Genomic DNA, 23,898 nt, shown 5'->3' with positions numbered 1-23,898 from the left:
AGACGACATGCTAGGTGCAGACGGACTTAACCTCGCGCTGATGGTGGCCGACTCCGGCATCATCGATAGCGCAGTTAATGATTTGATGGCTCGTTCACAAGTCATGATGATGGCAGAAAACCGAGGTGTTAAATCTTCGGTCAAAGGTCACTTGTTAAAGTGGCGAGGCAGCGTTAAAAAACGGATCACCAAGGTATGTGAGACAGAGCGTTTCCAACAAGAGCTGTCTTTATATCAAGAGGTTATTCATTGGGATGAAGAGGCGTTTTTTGAAAACATCGAAGATGTGATTAAAAAGCTGGAATGGCACTCTGCGTTTTACATGCAAGCTCGCCGAATGATGGAAAAGAACAAAGGGATGAATAACCCTATGTTCCCACATTACTTTTGTGACCAATGGTACCAAAGCCTCACCGATGCAATAAAACAAGCGCAAGTAAGCGAGCTTGAAGCCAATAAAGAAAAGGTGCTGAATGACCTGTATCAACGTATGGAAACCATGCGTAATATGGATAAAGTCACGGAGTCGGGTGACGCTGAAAGTGTAGGGCGCCTGTGGGATATGGCATCTGCCAAGTTGAGTAAAACAGACTTAACGGTGATGAAGCGCCATGCTGAGTTTCTGAAGAAGCACCAAGGCTTGCAAGAAATTGCGGAGCAACTCGGTCGTATGGCGGGGCAAGTAAATGATCCTGAACTAAATCGTGCGCCCACTGAAGAACTTCAATTGGTCGAAGAGAAAAGTGATGAGGCGACGGATGATATTGTCGGTATTCACGAAAGCGATGATCTAAATAAGCTACTTCCCAACGAAACGATGTTTTTGGCGTATCCTGAACTTGAAGTTGTGTTCTATAAACACTTAGTTGATAAACGGCTCATGAACTATCGTACACAAGGCAAATCGCGCACGTTACGTAAAGTTAAAGCTCACCGACCTGACCATAAAGCGGTAGATATCGAAAAAGGCCCCTTCATTGTTTGTGTGGACGCGTCCGGTTCCATGAGTGGCTTTCCTGAGCAATGCGCCAAAGCCATGGCTTATGCTCTGATGCAAATCGCACTAGCGGAGCAACGTGATTGCTATGTCATTATTTTTTCTACGGAACACATTACCTACGAACTAACCAAACAAGATGGTCTGCGCGAGGCGGCGGACTTTCTAACTTATAGCTTCCATGGTGGTACAGACTTAGAGCCAACTTTGATTAAATCTATCGACTTGATGAGCGGTGATAAATATAAAAACGCAGACATGGTAGTCATTTCCGACTTTATCGCGCCAAAACAACAAGACGAGTTACTGGCCAAAGTGGATGCGCTCAAAGCGAAGAAAAACCGTTTTCACGCGATTAGCTTATCGAAATACGGAAATCCTGCATTAATGTCGATGTTTGATCACACTTGGTCTTATCACCCTAATGTTGTGGGAAGATTGCTAAAAAGGGTCAGCAACTATTAAACGCCTTAATGTTTCATGGGACAAAACGAACTGAAAGCGAGATTTATATTGCTTCGTTTTAAGCCAATAAGATCGAACTTTGGTCGAATTGACTTAAAAGAAATCAAACGAACAGAAAATGAAATGTTTTTGTTTGACTATCTTCTCTCAATCCGTAAAGTAGCCACCAACGCAACGGGGTAGAGCCCTGAAGCGTAATAAAAAGGCGCCTTGGCAGAGTGGCTATGCAGCGGATTGCAAATCCGTGGACCTCGGTTCGACTCCGGGAGGCGCCTCCATTATTCTTTTGAGAGTGAATGGCTTTCGAGAATAAATGCGACACTAGCTCAGTTGGTAGAGCGCAACCTTGCCAAGGTTGAGGTCACGAGTTCGAACCTCGTGTGTCGCTCCAAATTATTCAGATATGGCCATGGCGGTATCTCGATGCCAAGTGCATCAACTTAAAACCAGCGAAAGCTGGTTTTTTTGTATCTGAAGACTGATAAATTCACACCATCTCTTTTTCATTACCTGTGAGCTTAGCAACCCCATCTCTGTCACGAGTTTCTGATATTAAGTGTGACCCGATGCTTCGCACCTCAGCCAATTTCAGTTTACAATACGGGCTTCCAAAGGATTTGACGAAGACGCATGAGAAATACCGACGATTACATCATTTTCTATCACTTGATCGAGCAAGGTTCATTCAGTGCTGCCGCTAGACATATGTCACTGACTAAATCGGTCGTCAGTAAACGCATTGCCAAGCTTGAACAAGAGCTTGGTGTACAGCTTCTCTACCGAACAACGCGAACGCTAACGTTGACTGAAGCAGGACGAGCGTTTTTTACTCATGCAAAAGCGGTTTATCAAGCGGTGGCAACGGCGGAAGAATCCATTGTGGGTTTAGGTAAAAACTTATCTGGACACATTAAAATTTCGGTGCCTACTATCTCTGGTGAATTAATTCTTCCTCAAGTGATTAATGAATTTAATCAGAAATACCCAGACATCAATATCGATATGGATCTAGATAATCGTTTCGTCGATATCGTGAATGAACGTTTTGATTTGGCAATTAGAACGGGTGTGTTGCCAGATTCTAGTCTGATTGCAAGAAAGCTGGTGGATGCAAATTGGATCATTTGCGCGTCACCCCAATACCTAGCTAAACATGGCATACCTAAACAACCTCAAGCCTTGGCTAAACACAATTGTTTAGTCTATTCCTACCAAGAAACCGGAGCGCATGAGTGGGCGTTTAAAGATGGAGACGAGGTATATCAAATCACCGTCGACGGTAACCTCTGTACTAACAATTCTTCTGTATTGAGAAATGTGGCGCTGTTAGGGCAGGGAATCATCTATGTGCCGCGTGTATTGGTTTATGAAGACTTAAAGCAAGGCAGTCTGATTCAGTTATTTAAAGACGAAACCGCCAAATGTTTGGGTATTTATGCGGTGTACCCTTACACTCGTCAGCAACCAGAAAAAATTAAGATCTTTATCGATCATCTATACACAAGCTTTCAAAGTCAAAACCATCGATTTTAAGCCAATAACTCAACACCGATCGTTATGTTGGTGTTGAGCTTATGTTTCCATCTTCATTTCTAAGAGTCCTCTTAAATTTAGGAGCTTACGCTTCTCCTCGTTTTCTTCACTAATATTGATAACAAGATACCCCGCACAACTGTTAACAAATGGTTTTGCTATTGTTTCTTTTAAGAAACGGTCTGTTTCTTACGTTAAATTTCTCAAATGTGAAAGATAAGTAACAGAAAAATAAAGAATTATTTTGTTTGTTGTTTATTGATTACGTATTGTTCGTCCGCCTGACATAGACGCAGAGAAATGGACTGCTTATAGTGGCTCAAACGCCATGCCTGCCGCTAAGCGGTGTTGTGAGCGAAGTACAATAACTAGAGATACGGATATGAAACAAAAGCAGCTGATTGAAGAATTTAAAACCATCGTGGGGGAAGAAAATGTTCTAACCGACGAGGTTAAAACGAAATATTACCGCTCGGGGTTTCGTTCGGGTAGTGGTAATGCGCTTGCTATCGTGTTTCCTAACACTCTTCTAGAACAATGGAAGATTATTAAACAGTGTGTTGAAGCAAACTGCATCATTATCATGCAGGCGGCTAAAACAGGTTTAACAGAGGGCTCAGCTCCGAGTGGTAATGATTATGATCGCGATGTGGTTGTGATCAATATTACCAAAATCAAGAAGATTCACTTATTAGATGGTGGTAAGCAGGCGGTTTGCTTGCCTGGTGCGAGCTTACACTCTTTGGAGAAAGAGTTGAAGGCAGTGAACCGAGCACCGCATTCTATCATCGGCTCTTCATCGCTAGGTGCCACTGTGGTCGGTGGTATCGCCAATAACTCAGGCGGTGCGCTAGTTAAGCGTGGTCCTGCTTATACGGAGCTGGCGATCTACGCGCAGGTCGATAAGCAAGGCCAGTTACATTTGGTGAACCACCTTGGTATTGAAGGATTAGGTGAAACGCCAGAAGAAATTCTAACAAACCTGCAAGAAGGGAACTTTGACCCAGCGAAGATCATTCATGATGAGCGAATGGCATCAGACAGAGAATACGATGAACGTGTTCGAGACGTGACTTCTGACATTCCTTCTCGCTTTAATGCCGATGAACGCCGATTATTTGAAGCCAGTGGCTGTGCTGGCAAGTTGGGTGTTTTTGCCGTTCGGGTTGACAGCTACCCAGTACCCGAAAAAGAGCAGGTTTTTTACCTTGGCACCAATGACCCTGCGAAACTAACGAAGTTGCGAAAAGACTTCTTATCTACGTTTGATAACTTGCCTGAGATGGGAGAATACTTGCATCGAGATATCTTCAACATGGCAGAGAAGTACGGCAAGGATGTGTTCTTATCCATCGACTTGTTAGGCACAGATAAGCTGCCAAAAATGTTCGCACTTAAAGCTAAGGTAGAAAACTTCTTAGAGCGCATCCCGTTTGTCAGTAAATATCTGCCAGACACCATTCTGTACTACGCGAGCAAGTTGTTCCCACAACATTTACCAGAGCGAATGCTGGATTTCCGTGACAAGTATGAGCATCACCTGGTATTGAAAATGAGTGATGGTGGTATTGCTGAAGTACAAAAATACCTCAAAGAAGTTTGGGCTGTTGAAGACGACTGTGATTTCTTCGAGTGTACGCCGGAAGAGGGTAAAAAAGCTTATTTACATCGCTTTGCAGCAGCAGGTGCAGCAATTCGTTACGAGACGATTCACCGAAAAGACGTAGAAGACATCGTTGCACTTGATATCGCTTTGCGACGTAATGATGAAGAGTGGCTAGAAACTTTGCCTGAAGAGGTAAGTAAGAACCTTGTTCAAGCGCTCTATTATGGTCACTTTATGTGTTACGTCTTCCATCAAGATTACATTTTCAAAAAAGGGACTGACACGAAGTTGATGAAAAAGCTGATGCTTGAGCACCTCAATAGCCGTGGTGCCAAATACCCAGCAGAACATAACGTGGGTCACTTGTATGAAGCCGAAAACTCGTTGCAGAAGTTTTACCACGAATTAGACCCAACCAATACCTTTAACCCTGGTATTGGTAAAATGGACAAATATAAGCGCAATTGTAACTGCTGTGCGTAATGTGCTGTCTCACCATGATTAATAATCGTTGTTCATCGTTAAAATGATGAGCATAAGATAAGCCCTGATGACACTTGTGACATCAGGGCTTTGTGTTTTGGGTCTTTTATTGATGACTGGTATCGGCTTTGAAACAACGACTAAAGAGCACGTACTGCAGCGGCGGCGATGATGCCTGCTGCGATTGCGGGTAGAGGCTTTTTCACGATGAACATGACAACGGCAGTAGAAAACAGTGCTGCTCTAGCACCGTTATCACCCTCTACTGCTAGCGGAGCTAAAAGGGCAACCAATACGGAGCCTGACATCGCAGTAATGAAACGTTGAACCCGTTCGCTAATTGGAATGAATGACATAACATACACTCCGCCCCAGCGGGTTATGAGCGTGACTAACGCCATAGCGATAATGATAAGCAGTGTGCCACCTAAGGTTGTTTCGATGTTCATGCTTTCTTCTCCTTCCAACAAGCACCCAAGACTCCGCCAGTAATGGCGCCAACCACTACGTGGCTATTCTCTGGCAAATACCAATACGCCAACATAGAAGAGGCTGCTGCTATGGCCCAAATAGCAAAGATTCTTAAGTCTTTCGGCCCGGCCACCACCATAGACAGCAGGAAGCATCCCATAACCATATCGAGCCCTAGGCCCACCGGATCTTTGATTGCGCTACCAAAATAAATGCCGATCCAGGTGCCCACAATCCAAAAAGACCACATCGCTAAGCCGCCACCAACAAGCAAGCCAAAGCCTGGTTCTTTTCTACCAAATGCATTGAGTGCCATTGCCCAGTTAGCGTCTGATGCTACCAGCATTACACCGTAACGTTTTGTTGGTGGGAGTTGTCGTAACCATGGATAAAGTGTAGCTCCCATCAAGAGGTGACGAGCATTAATAGCAAATACAGTAATAAGAACTGGAATGAGAGGGACTTCTGCTCCCCACATTTCTAACGTGGCAAATTGTGAAGCACCGGCGAAGACCAGTGTGCTCATCAACATAGTGGGAAATACATCTAGTCCAGTCTGTACCGCAGCAACACCGAAAGCGAGGCCAAATATGACCACGAACATAGAGAGGGGTAAAAGTTGGGTGAAGCCGTTCCAGACGTCAAGCCGATTAAATTCGTGCAACTCAGTGGAGGAGCGTTGAAGATGTTGAGTATTTTCTGTCATAGAGATACCTAGCTAGCAGGCAAAGGGGCAGTGCCATACGAGTGTGTTTGTTATTCTTTTGTAAACTTCATGTTTAACATCAATTGGAGGGGCTTTCAAACTCTAAGTGCTATATAAAATTGAGCCATCCAAGCGGCTTTAAGAAACAGAGTGTAGAGAGTCGCGCTTGGTAGTGCTAAAGGAGAATAAAACAACAGAAATAGTAAGCTCTGTTTAATTGATAACATCACGAGCTAGTACAGATTAGTAAATAAGAAAGAAAGCGAGCACGAGGCTCGCTTTTTCGCTCTGTTACGAATAACTGAATAGGTTTATTTTACGTAGACACGAGGGTTCGCGCTTCCCCAAACCGTGTATAGTTCAGGGAAGATGACTTCTGCGTGTTTTTCCATCTCAGCAGCTGAAATCGTTTTGCCTTGTTGGGAGCCAAACAAAACAACTTCAGAACCAGGCTCAACATCTTTGATACCTGTAACATCTACCATAGTAGTGTTCATTGAAGCAACGCCCGCAACTTTTGCACGCTGGCCATTGATCAGAACTTCTGCCGTATTCCCCATTTTTCGTGGATAACCATCAGAGTAACCAACAGGAATGTTCGCCATTAAGCTTTCTTTGCTTGTTGTGTAGCTGCTGTCGTAACCGACTGTGCTATTTTTTGGCAGGTGGTGAACGGATGCCACGCGTGTTTTGAAAGACACGATAGAAGGGTACTCAGGGTTAGTTGGTAAGTCTCCGTATAAAACGCCACCAGGACGAACCATATCAAGCTGCGCCTCAGGAACATTAAGCGCGGTGTAAGAGTTTGCTACGTGCAGTAAAATGTTGTCGCGTTTTAGATTCGCTTCTTTAATCAGCCATGCAGAACTGTCTTTGAATGAAGCTAACTTTTGGCGCACGTCGTCTGCATTGTAGTTAGGGAAATGAGTCATGATACCAACAATATTTACGCCAGCTTGTTGAGCGATTTTTAGCGCTTCTTTCTTGCCTGCTTCTGTCGTCATATCAACACCATTACGTCCCATACCACCGTCGTTCAGAGCAAGGTGAACTTTGATTTCTTTACCAGCTTTCTCGGCTAGTTTAGACAGTGCTTTAGCTTGCTCTGCTGTGCCTATCAACTCTTCGACATTTAGGTTGATTGCGGCTTCAATCTCGCCAATATCCGCTGAGCGTACACGCATAAGTTGGCCTTTAAAGCCACTGTCGCGAACAGTTTGTGCTTCGGCGTTACTTGCAACGGCAACGCAAGGAATTTGTTGCTCGATAATAGTCGGCATCAGGCCTGCGATACCATTGCCGTATGCGTCGGCTTTCATCACGGCACAAATTTTCGTTTTGCCATCCATGTGCGATTTAAACTGCTCAATATTATCGCGGAACTGACCTAAGTTTATTTCTAGCCAAGCGTTAGCACCTTGAACTTGCTCTGCTTTTGCTGCTGTATTGCTAATTTGAAGAGGAGCAGCAGTAGCTTGCATTACAGGAACCGCGATTGCAGCAGCGATAGTCAGTGATAGTAAGGTTTTATTTAAGCGCATAAAGTCTCCGTACGCGTTTTTTGTATTGGTTATGTTATTGAGTACTTGGGGAAAGTACCTGACGAAGTAAAACGCTCCAAGTGGTGCTTTGGAGCGTTTATTAAGATAGTGATTTAATATATACCTAAATATACCTCAGTGATGACATTCAATTTAAGCAAATCGGGATTGATTTGATATCTACTAAGGTACCCACTGAGTTTAACTCAGTTTAAAGCGGCTCATTACATCTTTAAGAGAAATGGATAGCTGGCTTAGTTCGCGGCACGCCTGTGCGGTTTGCTCCGAGCCTTGCGAGACCTCTTGAGATGCTAAATGTATGTTTTCAATGCTGCGGTTAAGCTCTTCCGCAACAGAGTCTTGCTGGTTACAAGCCGTGGCGATTTGGGTACCCATGTCTGAGATGTCCGAAATCGAATGCTCAATGTCGCTCATCAGCTGTTTTGATTGAATGCCTTGTTCTGCACATTCTGAGATACTGGTTCTAGAAAGTTCAGTGGCTGATTTTGCGTCTTTTGCAAGTGATTGTAGCTGCTCAATGATCGAAGTGATTTCACTCGTTGAATCTTGCGTACGGCCAGCAAGAGTTCGAACTTCGTCTGCAACGACGGCAAAGCCACGACCAGACTCACCAGCACGCGCCGCTTCAATGGCTGCATTAAGTGCAAGTAGGTTGGTTTGATCGGCGATGTCGCGGATAACATCCACGATAACGTTAATTTTATTCGATTGCTGTTCAAGCTCTGCTACGGTATCGCCTGCAGCGCCAATTACATTTGAAACTTCTTGAATCGCGTCAACCATACCTTGGGTTTCACGAACACCGTGTTGTGTGCGGCGGTTTGCTTCGTTAGCTTGGTTCGCTGAGTCTTCAGTGTTACGAGCAACATCGGCTACGGCCGCTTTCATTTCTGTCATTGCTGTTGCGATGTGCGTAATTTGCAGCTGTTGATCTTTCATACCAGACGCAGAAATATCGGAGATTTGGTTCATCTCTTCGACAGCGCTGCTTAACTGAGTAACTGCAGCAATCACATTATCGATAACTTGGCGTAAGTCATCTTGCATCTTAGTGGTCGCGTCTGCCAGTTCACCAAGCTCATCATTGCCGATTGCTTTACGGTCAATGTCACTTGATAGATCACCTGTCGCGATGGCATTTGCTTGCTCAACAACAAGTTTAAGTGGGCCACAAATTAGCCGAGTCAGCACGTATGTCATGCCTACCATGATCAGTAGAATAATCACGTTACTTGCAATTGAAGAATTACTCAATCCATTTACAGAGGACAGGATATGAGTTTTGTTGCTGTCCATAGCTTCTTTAAGGAGACGGATTAGTTCGCCTAACTCTGAGTCAACCGCTTCGAAAGCAGACAAAGAGTTCGCCAAAATAGGGTGGGCCTTGCTTTTGTCGTTAGCTAGCATCGCTTCATTGTACTGGTCCATAGTATCCAAGTACTTTTTCCACTGACGCATAAGACGCTGGTAAGTTTGCTGCTCTTCGCCAGGCCAGATAGTTTCACCGTAAGCGTTGAGCTCTCTAGTGATCTTTTCGCGTTCTCTAATATTGTTAGAAATTTTAGTTTTGACTTGGTCTGCGTCTTCATAAGTGTACGCAGCAAATTGAGCTCGGCGCCAGCGAGACAAGTGGTCTCGAATCGAATCGACCCTTTCCATTGCAGGAAGCGTATCATCGGTATAGTTTAAAAGCTCAGATTTGATGCTTTTGAGCTCTGTAGATAAAAACACGCCAAATGCAATGTTGACGATGGCAATGAGTAAAAACGATAGCGATATCTTTTTCGCTATAGAAAGATTCTTGATAGACATTAGTGATATACCTTGTTTTTCTTATGTTGTGTCGCCAAAGTAAACCACATCCTTATATGTGATATATGTCCATTAAATTACTGCAACTCGTGTAACGTACCATTATTTATTGATATTTTCGATAATGAATTGAGCTTTGTTTGAAAATAAAAAAAGTCAATGATTTTATAAAGGTACGACCACATTCGATATAAAGTTATCGGTAACAAAATATGATGTTCTGTACGCAGTCGTGCCAAGAGTAGGGAATCAAATTGTTACAGATGTTACAGCGGTGAAAAGATCAGCGTTCATAACGTGATAGTCGCGTGTTTACCTCGAAGCAGTTACGGGCACTAGTATGCGTATGACTTAATAGACAATGAAAGGGAACGGGTGCTTATTGGTCTAATTGAATGCCAAATATACTAGGCAGATCGCTTTTTAAGCACTTAAATCAAAAAGATAAAATTTATTGTTGACCAGATAAATTAATCCGTTAAAGTACGCCTCGTTCTCACGGCAAAGGTCGCTGAGACAGATGGTGTCTAACCCATCGCATGATTGCGTTGCCCTGGTGGTGGAATTGGTAGACACAAGGGATTTAAAATCCCTCGGCGTTCGCGCTGTGCCGGTTCAAGTCCGGCCCGGGGCACCATCAAAATCTTTGGTGACAGAGATACAAAATCAGAAAGGCGCCTTGGCAGAGTGGCTATGCAGCGGATTGCAAATCCGTGGACCTCGGTTCGACTCCGGGAGGCGCCTCCACTATTTCGAAAGCCAGTCTTAAATGACTGGCTTTTTTCGTTTTTAGTCCGCCTTTTCGTAACCCTTCGCGCTTTCCTAAAGTCTCCCATGTTTTGATCACCATTCAATATTTTTAACGCGCTAATCATTGATTTTATAAATGTTAGACAACTCAATAATTGTATAGTGTGATTGGTGATAGTTTCTCTTCGATTGTAATCCGAACTTTTTGTATTACAGGCAGCAACCTAGCTAGCGTCATAGTTAGTATCGCTTGGTGCGTATATGCAGAAAGGAGGATTCTAGTCCTTAACGTGAGAGAAAAATAATGAAAACATTCAACCTTAAACCTACACTTTTACCCTTAACTTTGCTGCTCAGTTCGCCTGTAATGGCGGCACAAAATGGCACCATGATGCAGTATTTCCATTGGTATGTGCCAAATGACGGTGCACTCTGGACACAAGTTGAAAACAACGCTTCGGCACTATCTGACAACGGCTTTACTGCGTTATGGTTACCGCCCGCCTATAAAGGTGCTGGTGGTAGCAAGGACGTCGGTTATGGCGTTTATGATATGTACGATTTGGGAGAGTTTGATCAAAAAGGTTCGGTGCGCACCAAGTATGGCACCAAAGATCAGTACCTAAGCGCCATCAATGCTGCCCATAAAAACAATATCCAGATTTATGGCGATGTGGTGTTCAACCATCGCGGTGGTGCGGATGGAAAGTCTTGGGTTGATACCAAGCGAGTAGATTGGAACAACCGAAATATTGAACTTGGTGATAAATGGATTGAAGCGTGGGTAGAGTTTGATTTCCCTGGGCGCAACGATAAGTACTCAAACTTTCATTGGACGTGGTACCACTTTGATGGCGTGGACTGGGACGATGCTGGCGAAGAAAAAGCTATCTTCAAATTCAAAGGTGAGGGTAAGGCATGGGATTGGGAAGTGAGCTCGGAAAAAGGCAACTACGATTACCTTATGTACGCTGATCTAGACATGGATCACCCTGAAGTTAAGAAAGAACTTAAAGACTGGGGTGAGTGGTATATCAACATGACTGGTGTTGATGGGTTTAGAATGGACGCGGTGAAGCACATCAAATATCAATACCTGCAAGAATGGATTGATCACCTACGTTGGAAAACAGAGAAAGAACTATTCACGGTCGGAGAGTACTGGAACTACGATGTGAATCAGCTGCATAACTTTATCACCAAAACCTCTGGCAGCATGTCTTTGTTTGATGCACCGTTACATATGAACTTTTATAATGCGTCTAAATCGGGTGGTAGCTACGATATGCGTCAAATCATGGATGGTACGCTGATGAAGGACAATCCAGTCAAAGCGGTAACCTTAGTAGAAAACCATGATACTCAACCTTTGCAGGCTTTGGAGTCGACGGTTGATTGGTGGTTTAAGCCGCTCGCTTACGCATTTATCTTATTGCGTGAAGAAGGTTATCCATCCGTGTTTTATGCAGATTACTACGGCGCGCAGTACAGTGATAAAGGGCATGACATCAATATGGTCAAAGTGCCTTACATTAAAGAGCTAGTAACACTGCGTAAAGATTATGCGTATGGCAAACAACATTCTTATCTCGACCACTGGGACGTAATTGGTTGGACTCGAGAAGGTGATGCAAATCATCCACATTCAATGGCCGTGATCATGAGTGATGGACCTGGCGGCTCGAAGTGGATGTATACGGGTAAACCAAGTGCTCGCTACGTAGACAAGTTGGGTATCCGAACTGAAGAAGTTTGGACTGATGCGAATGGTTGGGCTGAGTTCCCAGTAAACGGCGGATCTGTCTCGGTTTGGGTTGGCGTTGAATAATCCATTCCTGTGATTTTGATACAGAGTAGGCAATTCTTAATAAAACTTTTCAATGAATCAATGTGTTATTTGATATTCATTCGACAAATGAGTAACTTATATTTGAGCATAATCTAGAGGAAGATAAAGAATGGAATCTATTGCTGATGTATTGGTTGTGGCTATTGTGTTCGGTGCCATATTTGGGGGCGGGATAATAAAGTTAATCTTGAACCATCGTAAAGAAGTAAGAGCGTTGGAGATATCTGAACGTAATACGATGAGCCGAGAAGAACAAGATAACCTTAACAAGCAAATTGGTGACTTGAAGCGACGTGTTGAAGTGTTAGAGCGAATTGTCACAGATAACAAATATCAACTTGAAAAAGAAATTGCCTCTCTGTAGATCACCACTTAATCGTAAAGCCGGCGAAGTCCGGCTTTTTCGTGTCTATACTTCATACCTTTCGGATGTTTAACTCAGCGTTCATCAAAAAAGTCTTTGTCGCGAATGTATTTACTCATAAAGTGATAAGAGAACGGTCGCATTAACCAACTAAATAAGGAGCGCCCAAGCCGTATGAGCGTTGGGGTGTTCTCGTATATTCTCCCGTTATATAACCATAGCATTTTGCCTACATGCCAATACAAAAAAGGTACGGGCGGCATAAAGGTCACGATGTCGATGTCGCAACAAATCCTGTATGTTTTGTGCCCCAAACGGTAGCGTTTCTTAAACGTCCAATCCCCGACAGCGGGCTGTCCGAAAGTGACCACGCGTTTAATGCTTTTTGGGTATTTTTTCTCAATATAGTCAGCAAAAACACTGCCAATCGCGCCACCTGAAGAGTGGCCAGTAATAGTGATTCTTTTCCCCCTGAGAATAAGTGGTACAACGATACCTTCGAGGCGTTCGATCACGGTCAACCCTAACCGATCTTCATTCCGGCTCGGTAAACTTTCTTGGAACAACAGATGATAGAAACCCGCGTGAATGCGATAGTTTAGTCCCAACCTTCGACAGCTTCTCGTCCACATCGCGAAGTTCAACAACCAATCACTGATACTGTGTGAGCCTTTAATCACTACGACCACTTCACTCTGTTTTTTACTCCAGAGCACGCGAATCATAATCTTACCGTGTTCATTTCTAATGACTCGTTGCCCATTAGGAGCGAACCCGTATTGAGTTTGCCTGAAGACGCGAGGGTAGGCGAGATTACAAAGCACCGCATAGCGCTCGTATTGGTATCGTTTTAATGGTTTCACGTTATCTTTCTTAGTGGAGCCTAACGATTGACTGTAATTAATGAATATTAAAAATACGTGAACCTTGATTTAGAGCCGATAGAGATTCTGTGTATTGGTATCGCGAATGAAAGACTCAAACTGGCTTAAATGCGTCAAGATGGTTTGGCGAGAGAGTTCATGATGTTCGCTAAGCACGTTAATTAGCTTTTTCAAAGCCTTACGATCTTTTTTATTGAGATTTGCTGTCTCTTTGAGTTGTGCGAAAAATTCAATTTGACTTGAAGTGTCGTTAAAGTCACCGAGCTTATCTTGCAATAGTTTTAGTTGTTTCACGTTGTTTTTGTGCTGTTGGGAAGTATAGAGCGTGGAAAACCCTTCTAACAGATAACGCAGCGCTTTGCACTTTATCCGCATCGAATGAATCACGCTGTCACGACTTTTGTCCGAGATCTTGCGCCGTGCTTTATCAACTTTTTTAAATTGATCGGAGATTTTTTGGCTTGCGAAGAGTAACGCAGGTACGTTGCTATCCACTCGTTCGTGTTGCGTACTTCGCAACAGACTATTCCTGACCAAAGTGCAGTGCGTTGTGTATTCTTCTGTAGCTAGCCAACGCGTAACTTTTGCCTGTTCGTAAGCACGTTCGGCTTCGATAAAGCCAAAAAGCTGCTCAAGAGACGATTTGTGGTTTGGGAGCATTTCAATGTATTGTTTTTTGCCCAAGATAAATACGTCCAAATCACGCAGCTTATTTGTTTTCTTCATCATTATTTTTAAATGAGGTTTCAAAATACGCTGTTCAAAAGGAGGGAGCAGTTCGCGAAGTAGTAAGCATAGTGAGCGTATGCGCCTCAGTGTGACGCGATATTGATGTGTAAATTCAGGATCTAAGTCTTCGATGACTCCCTGCTCCAGAGAGCGTGCATAATCAAATTCACTAAGGAAGAAGTGGGGCACTACGAAGTCGAGTTCGGAGTCGGCATGTAAGGGTAAGTGAAATGATGGTTTTCGAAACATGATGAGCGCTATTTTGTTCTCTGAAATACACGTTAAGTTTATACCCATACTGTTAACTTGCGCGATTTGTTGGCTCTTCATTGATATAAAATGAGAAGGTTAAAAGGCACGAAAGCAAAGCGTATTGATGATCAAATAAGCAAAATGATCGCCCTTTGTTCGTTAGAGTCGTCTTTTTAACCATTTGAATAAAAAAGACTAATTTTTTGTTGACCAGATAAATTAATCCGTTAAAGTACGCCTCGTTCTCACGGCAAAGGTCGCGAGATAGATGGTGTCTAACCCATCGCATGATTGCGTTGCCCTGGTGGTGGAATTGGTAGACACAAGGGATTTAAAATCCCTCGGCGTTCGCGCTGTGCCGGTTCAAGTCCGGCCCGGGGCACCATCAAAATCTTTGGTGACAGAGATACAAAATCAGAAAGGCGCCTTGGCAGAGTGGCTATGCAGCGGATTGCAAATCCGTGGACCTCGGTTCGACTCCGGGAGGCGCCTCCATTCTTTTACTTGTCCATGAGTTCCGATAGTAACCTGTAGGATCTCAACTTCTCAGATTGTTCAAACACCATCGTGTTTACCATAATTTCATCTGCCCCAGTGCGTTCCAAAAGTTTTTCAATTTTCTGTCTTACATATGTTTGATCACCATGGATAGATTCACGTAATTGAGTTTCAACGTGAAGCTTTTCCTGTGCTGACCATAGTGGTGCCATACTTTTCACTGGTGCGCGAAGTTTTTCGCGATTGCCGCGAATCATTTTTAAGAATTTTTGCTTCTCTGTTGTCGCGAGAAAATCTGCATGTGACTGAGTATCCGCTACGATAACGTTGGCACAAATCATCACATAGGGTTGAGCTAAATGCTCGGATGGGACAAACTCATCTCGATAAAAGTTTAGAGCACGAGACATTGCATCTGGAGCAAAGTGTGCAGCAAATGCGAAAGGTAAGCCTCTCTTAGCTGCTAAACGTGCGCTGTATGTACTCGACCCCAGAAGCCAAATCGGCAGAGATGTGTTGTTACCTGGATAAGCCGCGACTGGTTGATTTCGAGATACGGGACCAAGAAAGAAATTAAGTTCCTCCAACAGCTCTTCAAAGTCAGGATCCATATGCTCTGGTTCCCGCCTTAATGCATGCATTGTTTGGTAGTCGGTGCCTGGTGCGCGTCCTAATCCGAGGTCAATACGACCAGGGTATAATGCCTCTAACGTTCCGAATTGCTCTGCAATAACTAGTGGTGCATGGTTAGGTAACATGATTCCACCTGATCCTAAACGGATCGAGTTCGTGTGCGCTCCAATATGACTGAGTAATACACTGGTTGCGGCACTGGCGATGTCGGGCATGTTATGGTGTTCAGCCATCCAAAACCGATGATAGCCCCAGGACTCGATTGATTGAGCTAATTCAATGGAGCGTTCGAACGTTTCGGTGAAGTTTGTTCCGTCGGACACGGGTGCCAAATCCAGAACAGATAAACGAGGAAAAGACATAGGATAGTTATAGCCTGTTAATGAATCTTAACTATCATATGGTGGTGAAAGTTGACGTCTAAAAGGGGAGGATTAACCATTCACAATGGATTATTTTTCTTCAATGCCTGGAGAGCGTTTAGCTTACGAGTTTAGCTTTTGCTATGTGATAAAAGCGGCTTTATTACTGTAAGTGGCCACAGTGGTCGATGTCGTTGAATATTCGCATGTAGAACGTTTCCACAGCTACTTTAGATTAAAACATAGGCCTCTTTAACAGCGAACTGCTGTTGTCGACAATAGTGAACGAGCTAGCTTTAGAACGTTTTGACTGATACATAGACTTGTCTGCCGCTGTTAATAATTCATGTACATTCGACCCATGCTCAGGATAGAGTGCAATACCAATGCTAGCTCCGACGCATAACTCTTTACCTTTAAAATGAATTACTTTTTCTATTTCTTGGATATAGCGTAGTGCACATGCAGACAGAGACGTACCTGTTGTGTGTGAACGATGAATAATAATAAATTCATCTCCACCAAAGCGGCCTACCATGTCTGATTCGTCGATAATACTTGATAATCTACTAGCTACAGATTTTAACACTGCATCACCTGCCTCATGGCCATGGCTATCGTTAATATCCTTAAATAAATTTAAATCTATAAAAAACAAACTAAAACTATTCTCACTGCCTCTGAAATTACGCGTAAGCTGGATCAAATGTTTTTCTATTGCTCGACGATTGTAGATATTAGTTAAGGAGTCGTGCTCAGACAAAAATACCAAACTTTCTTTTTGACGATTTAGAACTGAAGTTTGATTCTCTACTTCTTCTTTAAGTTTTGATTTTGATATTGTTGTGTGGTTTAACAATGCCGCCATTTTATTGAAGTAACAAGACAGATTTTCAAATTCCGTGAATTGATTTTCTGAAGGGATTTTATAGTCAAAATTTGATCTGCTTAATTGTTTTATTCCATTTATAAACCTTTGAAAGCTTCTTTTGAACTTTATTTTTATATAAAAGCACAATAGCATAACAGCCAGAGAGATAAAAATAATACCTGCTTGAGTGTAATAATTTAAATTTTGTAGTTTTGTAGACTTATTATTAAGTATTTTTTTATAAATATATATTATTTCATTATTCATATCCTGGGATACAATGTTTATTCTGGATTGTATGGCAGGATTTGATTTATTATAATTTACGACTGAATCATAATGGCGATCTTTGTCTAGTAAATGATTATTTTCGTATTGAACTAAAGAATACAGTTCGAGATTCATTTTTTTTAAGTCTTTAGTAAGGTATGAAACATCTTCATTTTGAGATAATAATTCGTTTAATTTGTTATGAGAAATCATGAATTGTGTGAAATTGTTTTTTCCCCTATTTTGAGTGTAAGCCCAAAGATAACTACTTAATGACTCTAATGATATTTGTATGTCCATTATTTGGTTTAATTGTTTCTTAGCTTTATAATCTTCTATTTTTATGAAGCTTATGTATACTATAACGCTGATACATAGAATTACGCTTAGACTGAATAGTGATGCTAAATAGTGGTTTAACGAACGATGCATTTTAATCTAGACCATCAAAATATGAATTGATATAGTTTTCTTTAAATATTTTTCTGTAATTTGGAATCTGTCCTTCTACATAGTTTTGTTTTAATGCCCAATTAGCTTCTGATTGTAATGTAAATAATAAAGAATTCGTTAAATTTAATCGAAAATTATAATCATCCCAGCTCCAAGATATTTCTTCAACTGTTGTGTTAAGTTTTTGTGATAGTATTTTCATTGTTAAATGAGGGTTTTTATCCATCCAGTTAATTGAGTGATGAAGTGACTTTATTATTTTCATTACTTCTTGATCTGATTTTTCAATGTGTATTTCTTTTGATACAAGCAAAAAGTAAAGTTTATACACGCCAATAATTCCTATGTTCTTTACTTCTTCATTTATTCTATTCTTGGCCATAAATCCGTATGGCTCCCAAGTAGATATTGCATCGACGTTTCCTTGCATTAAATGATTTATAATAACCTGCGTTGTTGATGATATTTTTTCTACTTTTTCTAAATCAATGTCATTTACCTGTAGCAAAAAGTCTAAGTAATATTCGCTAGCGCTCTTTTTTATTACACCAACCTTTTTTCCTGGTAATTTATCTATACTTTCTATGCCAGACCGCTTTTTAGTTAGCAGCTTAATATCATTCGTAGAAGATGCAAAAGAAGTGATTAATGCTAAATCTTTGTATTCAAAGCTTTTAAACATCAGTACGCTTTCAGAAAAAGTGGCGTAATTAACATGGTTTTCTAGAAGTAGGTTTGAACATTCGACCCCTCCAAAGCACATGATAAGTTCGACGTTTAAATCGTTTTCTTCAAACGCACCTATGTGCTCTGCAATGATAAAAGGGGCTGACAGAGGCGTCTTAGATATACCGATTGTTGTAGGTTTGTGGATAGCATTTGATACCGTTGTTAACTTTAAATAAGCAACTACTAATACAGAAAGAACTAAAATTATGATAACTGTAGAAATCTGTTTTGTATCCATCAAAAACAACTCCCTTCATAATAGTAGTAATTAATCTATCAGTTAAATGAGTGTAGTTGCTTATTGGGTTGATGCTAGGAGAGGAGGGGATTTATTTGTATCGTGCCAAATTTATGAGTACCTAGGGGTAATTTCGGTAACTGGCTTAGATATAAAGAATTTATCTTGAGTTAGTTCAAGTTGTAGCAAATGACTGATTTCATAACATGATGATTTATGGAGAGATATCAACTTTTTAAGTTGAAAAATTGTACTCCATTTTTGCCATTTTTCTTTATCTCATACATTGCGTGATCGGCTTTTTGATACACTTCATTAAACGGTTGCTTTCCTTTGTTAAAGAGACAAACACCGATACTCATTCCTATCGTTACTTTATGTAAGTCTTGATTTATCGCTGGAATGATTGAATCTAAGAGTTGATTGCAAAGTTGGGATATTTCCTCTCGACTTGAATGCCAGTTTAAGATAACAAATTCATCGCCTCCTATGCGTCCAACTTGAGACTTGCTTGACGCAAGCTCTGTTAAGCTATTGGCGATATTGATGAGGAGGGTGTCGCCAGTATGATGGCCTAGCTGGTCGTTAACTGCTTTAAAATTATCTATATCAACAAACACTAAAGCAGACTGCTGAGACGGTTCGGTTTGAGGTTGATGATTAAAGTTTTCCTCAATTGCTTTTCTATTTAACAATCCAGTCAATGGATCACTCGAAGCCAACTTGGCCAGTTGCTGCTCATAACGCTTTTCTTTTGTAATATCGATATGAGTACCCATCATCCGTAGTGGTTCGCCATCAGAACCATACTCGACGATGCGCCCTCGATCGTAGACCCAACTATCACTGCCGTCTTTATGAATCATGCGATGCACTACCTCATAAAGGTCGGTCTTGCCTGCTAGGTGATCTTCAAATGCACCCACTGCAAGATCGTAATCTTCAGGGTGGAGATTGTTTTTCCACGTTTCAACCGTCGCGGTTAACTCATGGGGCTGATAGCCTAGCATTTTGCCCCACTGCATATTGAATATCGTCAAAGTACCTGAAGGAATATGCTGCTCCCACAAACACAGTCCATTACTGTCGAGTGCAGCATTCAACTTTTCTTGTAGTCGCGCATTCTTCCGCTTCAGCTCTTCATTTTCTTTTTCTAAGCAGGCAATTCGAGTTAGATATTCTTCCATTTTGCGCATAATTTACGTCGTTTTCGGAGCGACAATATACGAAAAATACTTTGCAATTTCTATGATTGAGCTTGGAGATATAAGTATTGAATATGCGGTAAATAATAAAGAATCGGTGATGTTACTTAAGAGCTGCAAAGTAAATGCTTGGAAAACAAAGAAGGAAATAGGGGGTAAGCGAGGGGCTCTCCTGGTGCAAAGTCTTAAATGGAGGCCTTTGCACCGGGACTACTGAGGGTTAGCGGTTTAGTGCACCACAACGCTCAGGCTGGTAGGTGATATCGACAATTTCAATTGTCTTCACTTGATTATTTGGCATTGGCCATTCAAGTTTTTGGCCGACAGACAAACCGATCAGTGCACTGCCTACGGGCGCGAAAATAGAGATATCATCACTGCTTTTCAGTTCAGAAGGGTAAACCAGTGTCTTTGTCATGGTTCTATCTTCACCTGAAAATTTAAACTCTACAGTCGAGTTCATCGTGACCACGTTATCTGGCATTTGTTCTGGCTCAAGAACTGTTGCTCGGTCGAGCTCTGCTTCTAATTCCACAAGCTCCGCTGCGATGTTTGGCATTTTATCCAACAAGGCCGTGATTCGGTTCATATCTAAGCTTGAGATGTAGATAGAATTGTTTTCTGACATTTTATGACTCCCAAATAAAAGGCCGCCTCACAAAAATGGGACGGCGCTCTATATGTCAATTACGGTATCAATCATATGGACGCTATTCCATATGAACTAAACCTGATTTTAGTCTTTATAGTGCGACTTAGCTAGTAAAAAATTTTTGTTGTGAAGCTTGATTTTTCTAAATCTTTCAATCACTTCAGATATTGTTCTCTGATCACCTTGAAACGGTGAAGTCAAGTGAGTGCGTCGTTTAGAAGAAAAGCAGGATTTATCGTAGGTGTGCTCGGTTTCGATGGTCAGCCCAACTTCATAAAAGCAAAACGGTATAGTCCGTTGCTAGCATGGCTTCGGTTATCTCAGTTTGTTAAAACTACCAATATCCGTTAATAAATTACTTTTTATTTCGCAATAGTCAGATAAATACGTTCATCTACCCCTTTAGGGTAGTTTGAAATTGTAATTGATTTACATCATGTATTAATTTTCTTTCACAATTAACAATGAGCTCAGTGATAAGAACCTAACCCTTAGGAATTATAATGAGCAAGTTGAAGCTAGTAGTCATCGGTAACGGTATGGTAGGGCACCGTTATATTGAAGACTTAGTCGAGAAAGCTGATATGTCTAATATGGACATTACGGTTTTCTGTGAAGAACCTCGTGTCGCATACGACCGTGTGCACCTTTCCTCTTACTTTTCTCACCATACTGCAGATGAACTTTCTTTAGTGAAAGAAGGCTTCTACGAGAAACACGGTATTAACATGCTGATCGGCGAACGCGCGATTAACATCAACCGTGAAAACCGCATTGTTTACTCAAGCACTGGCCGTGAAGTTCAATACGACAAGCTGATTCTTGCTACTGGCTCATTCCCATTTGTTCCACCTATCAAAGGTCACGAAAGCAAAGACTGTTTTGTTTACCGTACTATCGAAGATCTTAAAGCGATCGAAGCGTGTGCGAAGAAGAGCAAATCAGGCGTTGTTGTCGGTGGTGGTCTGCTAGGCCTTGAAGCAGCAGGCGCACTGAAAGCACTGGGTGTAGAAACGCACGTTGTTGAGTTCGCGCCAAAACTAATGGCTGAGCAACTTGACCTGGCTGGTGGTAACCAGCTTCGTCAAAAGATCGAGCGTATGGGCGTGAACGTTCACACCAGCAAAAATACGCTTGAGATTGCGCCAGAAGGCACAAACGCACGCAACGTTATGCGTTTTGCTGACGGTTCAGAACTAGAAACAGACTTCATCGTATTCTCTGCAGGTATTCGTCCACAAGACAAACTAGCACGCCAAATGGAGCTAGAAGTGGCACCTCGTGGCGGTGTTGCTATCAACGATCATTGTCAGACTTCTGATGAGAACATCTACGCGATTGGTGAGTGTGCGTCTTGGAACGAAATGTTCTACGGCCTTGTTGCTCCTGGCTACAAGATGGCGACAGTTGCCGTTGATCACCTACTAGGTAACACAGAAAGCAAATTCGAAGGCGCTGACATGTCTGCGAAGCTGAAACTTCTAGGTGTAAAAGTAGGTTCAATCGGTGACGCGAACGGTCGTACTGAAGGTTGTAAGAGTTACGTTTACCAGAACGAAGAACAAGAAGTCTACAAACGTCTTATCGTTTCTAAAGACAACAAGAAACTGCTTGGCGCGGTTATGGTTGGCGATACGTCTGACTACGGCGACCTGCTTCAACTTATGTTGAACGAAATCGACCTACCAGAACACCCAGATGCGTTGATCCTTCCTGCACACGCAGGCGCTGAGAAACCAGCATTAGGTGCAGACGCTCTACCAGAAAGCGCAGTTATCTGTTCTTGTTTCGACGTAACCAAAGGCAAGATCGCTCAGGCAGTTGCTGATGGTAATCATACGCTTGCTGACATCAAAGCAGTGACTGGCGCAGGTACAGGCTGTGGTGGTTGTATTCCTCTAGTGACGTCTGTTCTAAATGCTGAGCTTGCTAAATCTGGTATCGAAGTGAAGAACGACGTGTGTGAGCACTTTGCATACTCACGCCAAGAGCTGTTCCACCTAATCCGTATTGAAGAGATCAAAACGTTTGATGAGCTTCTAGAGAAATACGGTAAAGGTTACGGCTGTGAAGTTTGTAAACCACTGGCTGGTTCTATCTTGGCTTCTTGCTGGGGTGAGCACATTCTTAAGCCACAACTGGTTAAGCTGCACGACACGAACGATAACTTCCTAGGTAACATCCAAAAAGACGGTACTTACTCTGTTATCCCACGTATGGCGGGTGGTGAAGTAACACCTCAAGCACTGGGTGCGTTAGCGAACGTTGCAGCAGAATACAACCTATACACCAAAGTAACCGGTGCTCAACGTATTGGTCTGTTTGGTGCTCAAAAAGACGATCTTCCAGAGATCTGGCGCAAGCTTATCGACGCTGGTTTCGAAACAGGTCAAGCGTACGCAAAAGCCCTTCGTATGGCGAAGACCTGTGTTGGCTCAACGTGGTGTCGTTACGGCGTTCAAGATTCTGTTGGTCTGGGTTCTTACATCGAGAACCGTTACAAAGGCATTCGTACACCTCATAAGATGAAGTTCGGTGTTTCTGGCTGTACTCGTGAGTGTGCGGAAGCACAAGGTAAAGACCTTGGTATTATCGCGACTGACGCAGGTTGGAACATGTACGTATGTGGTAACGGTGGTATGAAACCTCGTCACGCAGACCTACTTGCAAGTGACCTAGATAAAGAAACACTAATCAAGTACATCGACCGCTTCATGATGTTCTACATCCGTACTGCTGCGCCACTACAACGCACATCAGTTTGGATGGAAAACATGGAAGGTGGCGTTGACTACCTACGCGAAGTGATTGTTGAAGACAAACTTGGCATCAACACTCAACTAGAAGCTGATGTAGCGAAGCTTGTAGACGAGTACGAGTGTGAGTGGACTGCGACCATCAACGACGAATCACAACTGACTCGTTTCGCGCACTTCATCAACTCTGACAAGCGCGATGAAAACGTTGTGTTTGTACAAGAGCGTGAACAGCACCGCCCTGCAACCTTCACGGAAAAACATCCTGAAGCGAAAGGCGACATCCTACACGTAGCGATCATTGAAGCATAAGGGAAGGTTGATTATGTCATTTGAAAAGATTTGCCAAATCAGCGACATCGTACCGGGCACAGGTGTTTGTGCACTGGTTGATGGTCAGCAAGTTGCGGTATTCCGCCCAACACAAGCAGAAGAAGTGCTGGCGATCAGCAACACAGACCCGTTCTTCCAATCAAACGTGCTTTCTCGCGGTTTGATCTGTGAGCACCAAGGCGAGCTTTGGGTGGCTAGCCCACTTAAGAAGCAACGCTTTAACCTGACAACAGGTGCGTGCATGGAAGACGAGCGTTTTAGCGTGAAAGCGTACAAAACCCGCGTAACCAACGGCGAAGTAGAAATCTCTGCGTAAGCTTGGTTTTCATTCCCTCCTCTTAGGGGGAGGGAATGAACTGAAACCTAGATTCAATAGACAAAGGCTTTCCAAGCATCATCTCAGGGGAACAGGGAAGCGAGGTGTTGTAGACAGCG

18 protein-coding genes and 6 tRNA genes are annotated in these 23,898 nt (G+C 42.6%); 13 read left to right on the top strand and 11 right to left on the bottom strand.

What is annotated here, in order from left to right:
- The first annotated feature begins 7 nt into the window (after positions 1 to 7).
- The 5 genes from viaA (at position 8) to dld (ending at position 5,084) form a co-directional block, all read left to right on the top strand.
- The gene (gene viaA / locus R7Q11_RS06065; protein ID WP_033907023.1) at positions 8 to 1,462 is read left to right on the top strand and encodes an ATPase RavA stimulator ViaA; all 1,455 of its coding nucleotides are present in this window, start codon (positions 8 to 10) and stop codon (positions 1,460 to 1,462) included.
- A 204-nt stretch (positions 1,463 to 1,666) separates the two neighbouring features.
- A tRNA-Cys gene (locus R7Q11_RS06060) sits at positions 1,667 to 1,740 on the top strand.
- A 37-nt stretch (positions 1,741 to 1,777) separates the two neighbouring features.
- Positions 1,778 to 1,853 (top strand) — tRNA-Gly (locus tag R7Q11_RS06055).
- Positions 1,854 to 2,092: 239 nt separating this feature from the next.
- Complete coding sequence (locus R7Q11_RS06050) at positions 2,093 to 2,995, top strand: LysR family transcriptional regulator (protein ID WP_005375982.1); 903 nt, start codon at positions 2,093 to 2,095, stop codon at positions 2,993 to 2,995.
- 382 nt (positions 2,996 to 3,377) lie between these two features.
- Positions 3,378 to 5,084 (top strand): D-lactate dehydrogenase, encoded by a 1,707-nt coding sequence (dld, locus tag R7Q11_RS06045; RefSeq protein ID WP_225466280.1) that lies wholly within the window; start codon positions 3,378 to 3,380, stop codon positions 5,082 to 5,084.
- A gap of 140 nt (positions 5,085 to 5,224) precedes the next feature.
- Here dld and R7Q11_RS06040 read toward each other — a convergent pair whose 3' ends face one another.
- The 4 genes from R7Q11_RS06040 to R7Q11_RS06025 form a co-directional block, all read right to left on the bottom strand.
- A complete protein-coding gene (locus R7Q11_RS06040) occupies positions 5,225 to 5,533 on the bottom strand; it encodes an AzlD family protein (protein WP_017820198.1) in 309 nt (102 codons plus the stop codon).
- Complete coding sequence (locus R7Q11_RS06035) at positions 5,530 to 6,261, bottom strand: AzlC family ABC transporter permease (RefSeq protein ID WP_017820197.1); 732 nt, start codon at positions 6,259 to 6,261, stop codon at positions 5,530 to 5,532. Before R7Q11_RS06035 ends, R7Q11_RS06040 begins: the two co-directional genes overlap by 4 nt.
- Before the next feature lie 311 nt (positions 6,262 to 6,572).
- The gene (alr, locus tag R7Q11_RS06030) at positions 6,573 to 7,802 is read right to left on the bottom strand and encodes an alanine racemase (protein ID WP_025767730.1); all 1,230 of its coding nucleotides are present in this window, start codon (positions 7,800 to 7,802) and stop codon (positions 6,573 to 6,575) included.
- Positions 7,803 to 8,003: 201 nt separating this feature from the next.
- Complete coding sequence (locus R7Q11_RS06025) at positions 8,004 to 9,635, bottom strand: methyl-accepting chemotaxis protein (protein WP_053303666.1); 1,632 nt, start codon at positions 9,633 to 9,635, stop codon at positions 8,004 to 8,006.
- Positions 9,636 to 10,185: 550 nt separating this feature from the next.
- On the opposite strand from R7Q11_RS06025, the gene R7Q11_RS06020 reads away from it, so the two are divergent.
- From R7Q11_RS06020 to R7Q11_RS06005, 4 genes are all read left to right on the top strand, one after another.
- Positions 10,186 to 10,272, top strand: a tRNA-Leu gene (locus R7Q11_RS06020).
- Between the two features lie 36 nt (positions 10,273 to 10,308).
- Positions 10,309 to 10,382 (top strand) — tRNA-Cys (locus R7Q11_RS06015).
- A 307-nt stretch (positions 10,383 to 10,689) separates the two neighbouring features.
- Positions 10,690 to 12,213, top strand: a complete 1,524-nt coding sequence (amyS, locus tag R7Q11_RS06010; protein ID WP_225466279.1) for an alpha-amylase — start codon at positions 10,690 to 10,692, stop codon at positions 12,211 to 12,213.
- Positions 12,214 to 12,343: 130 nt separating this feature from the next.
- A complete protein-coding gene (locus R7Q11_RS06005) occupies positions 12,344 to 12,598 on the top strand; it encodes a hypothetical protein (RefSeq protein WP_005375990.1) in 255 nt (84 codons plus the stop codon).
- 74 nt (positions 12,599 to 12,672) lie between these two features.
- Here R7Q11_RS06005 and R7Q11_RS06000 read toward each other — a convergent pair whose 3' ends face one another.
- Positions 12,673 to 13,461, bottom strand: coding sequence for a lipase family protein (locus tag R7Q11_RS06000; protein WP_225466278.1), 789 nt, complete (start codon positions 13,459 to 13,461; stop codon positions 12,673 to 12,675).
- A gap of 69 nt (positions 13,462 to 13,530) precedes the next feature.
- Complete coding sequence (locus R7Q11_RS05995; protein WP_225466277.1) at positions 13,531 to 14,460, bottom strand: CHAD domain-containing protein; 930 nt, start codon at positions 14,458 to 14,460, stop codon at positions 13,531 to 13,533.
- A 301-nt stretch (positions 14,461 to 14,761) separates the two neighbouring features.
- Between R7Q11_RS05995 and R7Q11_RS05990 the strand changes: the two genes are divergently transcribed.
- Positions 14,762 to 14,848: transfer RNA gene (locus R7Q11_RS05990), tRNA-Leu, on the top strand.
- A gap of 36 nt (positions 14,849 to 14,884) precedes the next feature.
- Positions 14,885 to 14,958: transfer RNA gene (locus tag R7Q11_RS05985), tRNA-Cys, on the top strand.
- Between the two features lie 5 nt (positions 14,959 to 14,963).
- Here the strand turns inward: R7Q11_RS05985 and R7Q11_RS05980 are convergent.
- The 5 genes from R7Q11_RS05980 to rnk all read right to left on the bottom strand — a co-directional run bounded on the left by R7Q11_RS05980 (position 14,964) and on the right by rnk (position 20,350).
- Complete coding sequence (locus tag R7Q11_RS05980; protein WP_225466276.1) at positions 14,964 to 15,956, bottom strand: LLM class flavin-dependent oxidoreductase; 993 nt, start codon at positions 15,954 to 15,956, stop codon at positions 14,964 to 14,966.
- Positions 15,957 to 16,191: 235 nt separating this feature from the next.
- Entirely contained in the window at positions 16,192 to 17,397 is a 1,206-nt protein-coding gene (locus R7Q11_RS05975; protein WP_225466275.1) for a GGDEF domain-containing protein, read from the bottom strand.
- 133 nt (positions 17,398 to 17,530) lie between these two features.
- Entirely contained in the window at positions 17,531 to 18,517 is a 987-nt protein-coding gene (locus R7Q11_RS05970; protein WP_225466274.1) for an ABC transporter substrate-binding protein, read from the bottom strand.
- Positions 18,518 to 18,744: 227 nt separating this feature from the next.
- Entirely contained in the window at positions 18,745 to 19,704 is a 960-nt protein-coding gene (locus R7Q11_RS05965; RefSeq protein WP_025767735.1) for a GGDEF domain-containing protein, read from the bottom strand.
- A 238-nt stretch (positions 19,705 to 19,942) separates the two neighbouring features.
- Positions 19,943 to 20,350, bottom strand: a complete 408-nt coding sequence (rnk, locus tag R7Q11_RS05960; protein ID WP_005376048.1) for a nucleoside diphosphate kinase regulator — start codon at positions 20,348 to 20,350, stop codon at positions 19,943 to 19,945.
- A gap of 527 nt (positions 20,351 to 20,877) precedes the next feature.
- On the opposite strand from rnk, the gene nirB reads away from it, so the two are divergent.
- Positions 20,878 to 23,442, top strand: a complete 2,565-nt coding sequence (gene nirB / locus R7Q11_RS05955) for a nitrite reductase large subunit NirB (protein WP_213967653.1) — start codon at positions 20,878 to 20,880, stop codon at positions 23,440 to 23,442.
- 13 nt (positions 23,443 to 23,455) lie between these two features.
- A complete protein-coding gene (nirD, locus tag R7Q11_RS05950; RefSeq protein WP_005387969.1) occupies positions 23,456 to 23,779 on the top strand; it encodes a nitrite reductase small subunit NirD in 324 nt (107 codons plus the stop codon).
- Positions 23,780 to 23,898: the final 119 nt, after the last annotated feature.

This window comes from Vibrio sp. 970, assembly GCF_033339075.1.
Note: the sequence above shows the minus strand (reverse complement) of the source record. Positions and strands in the feature narration are given on the sequence as shown.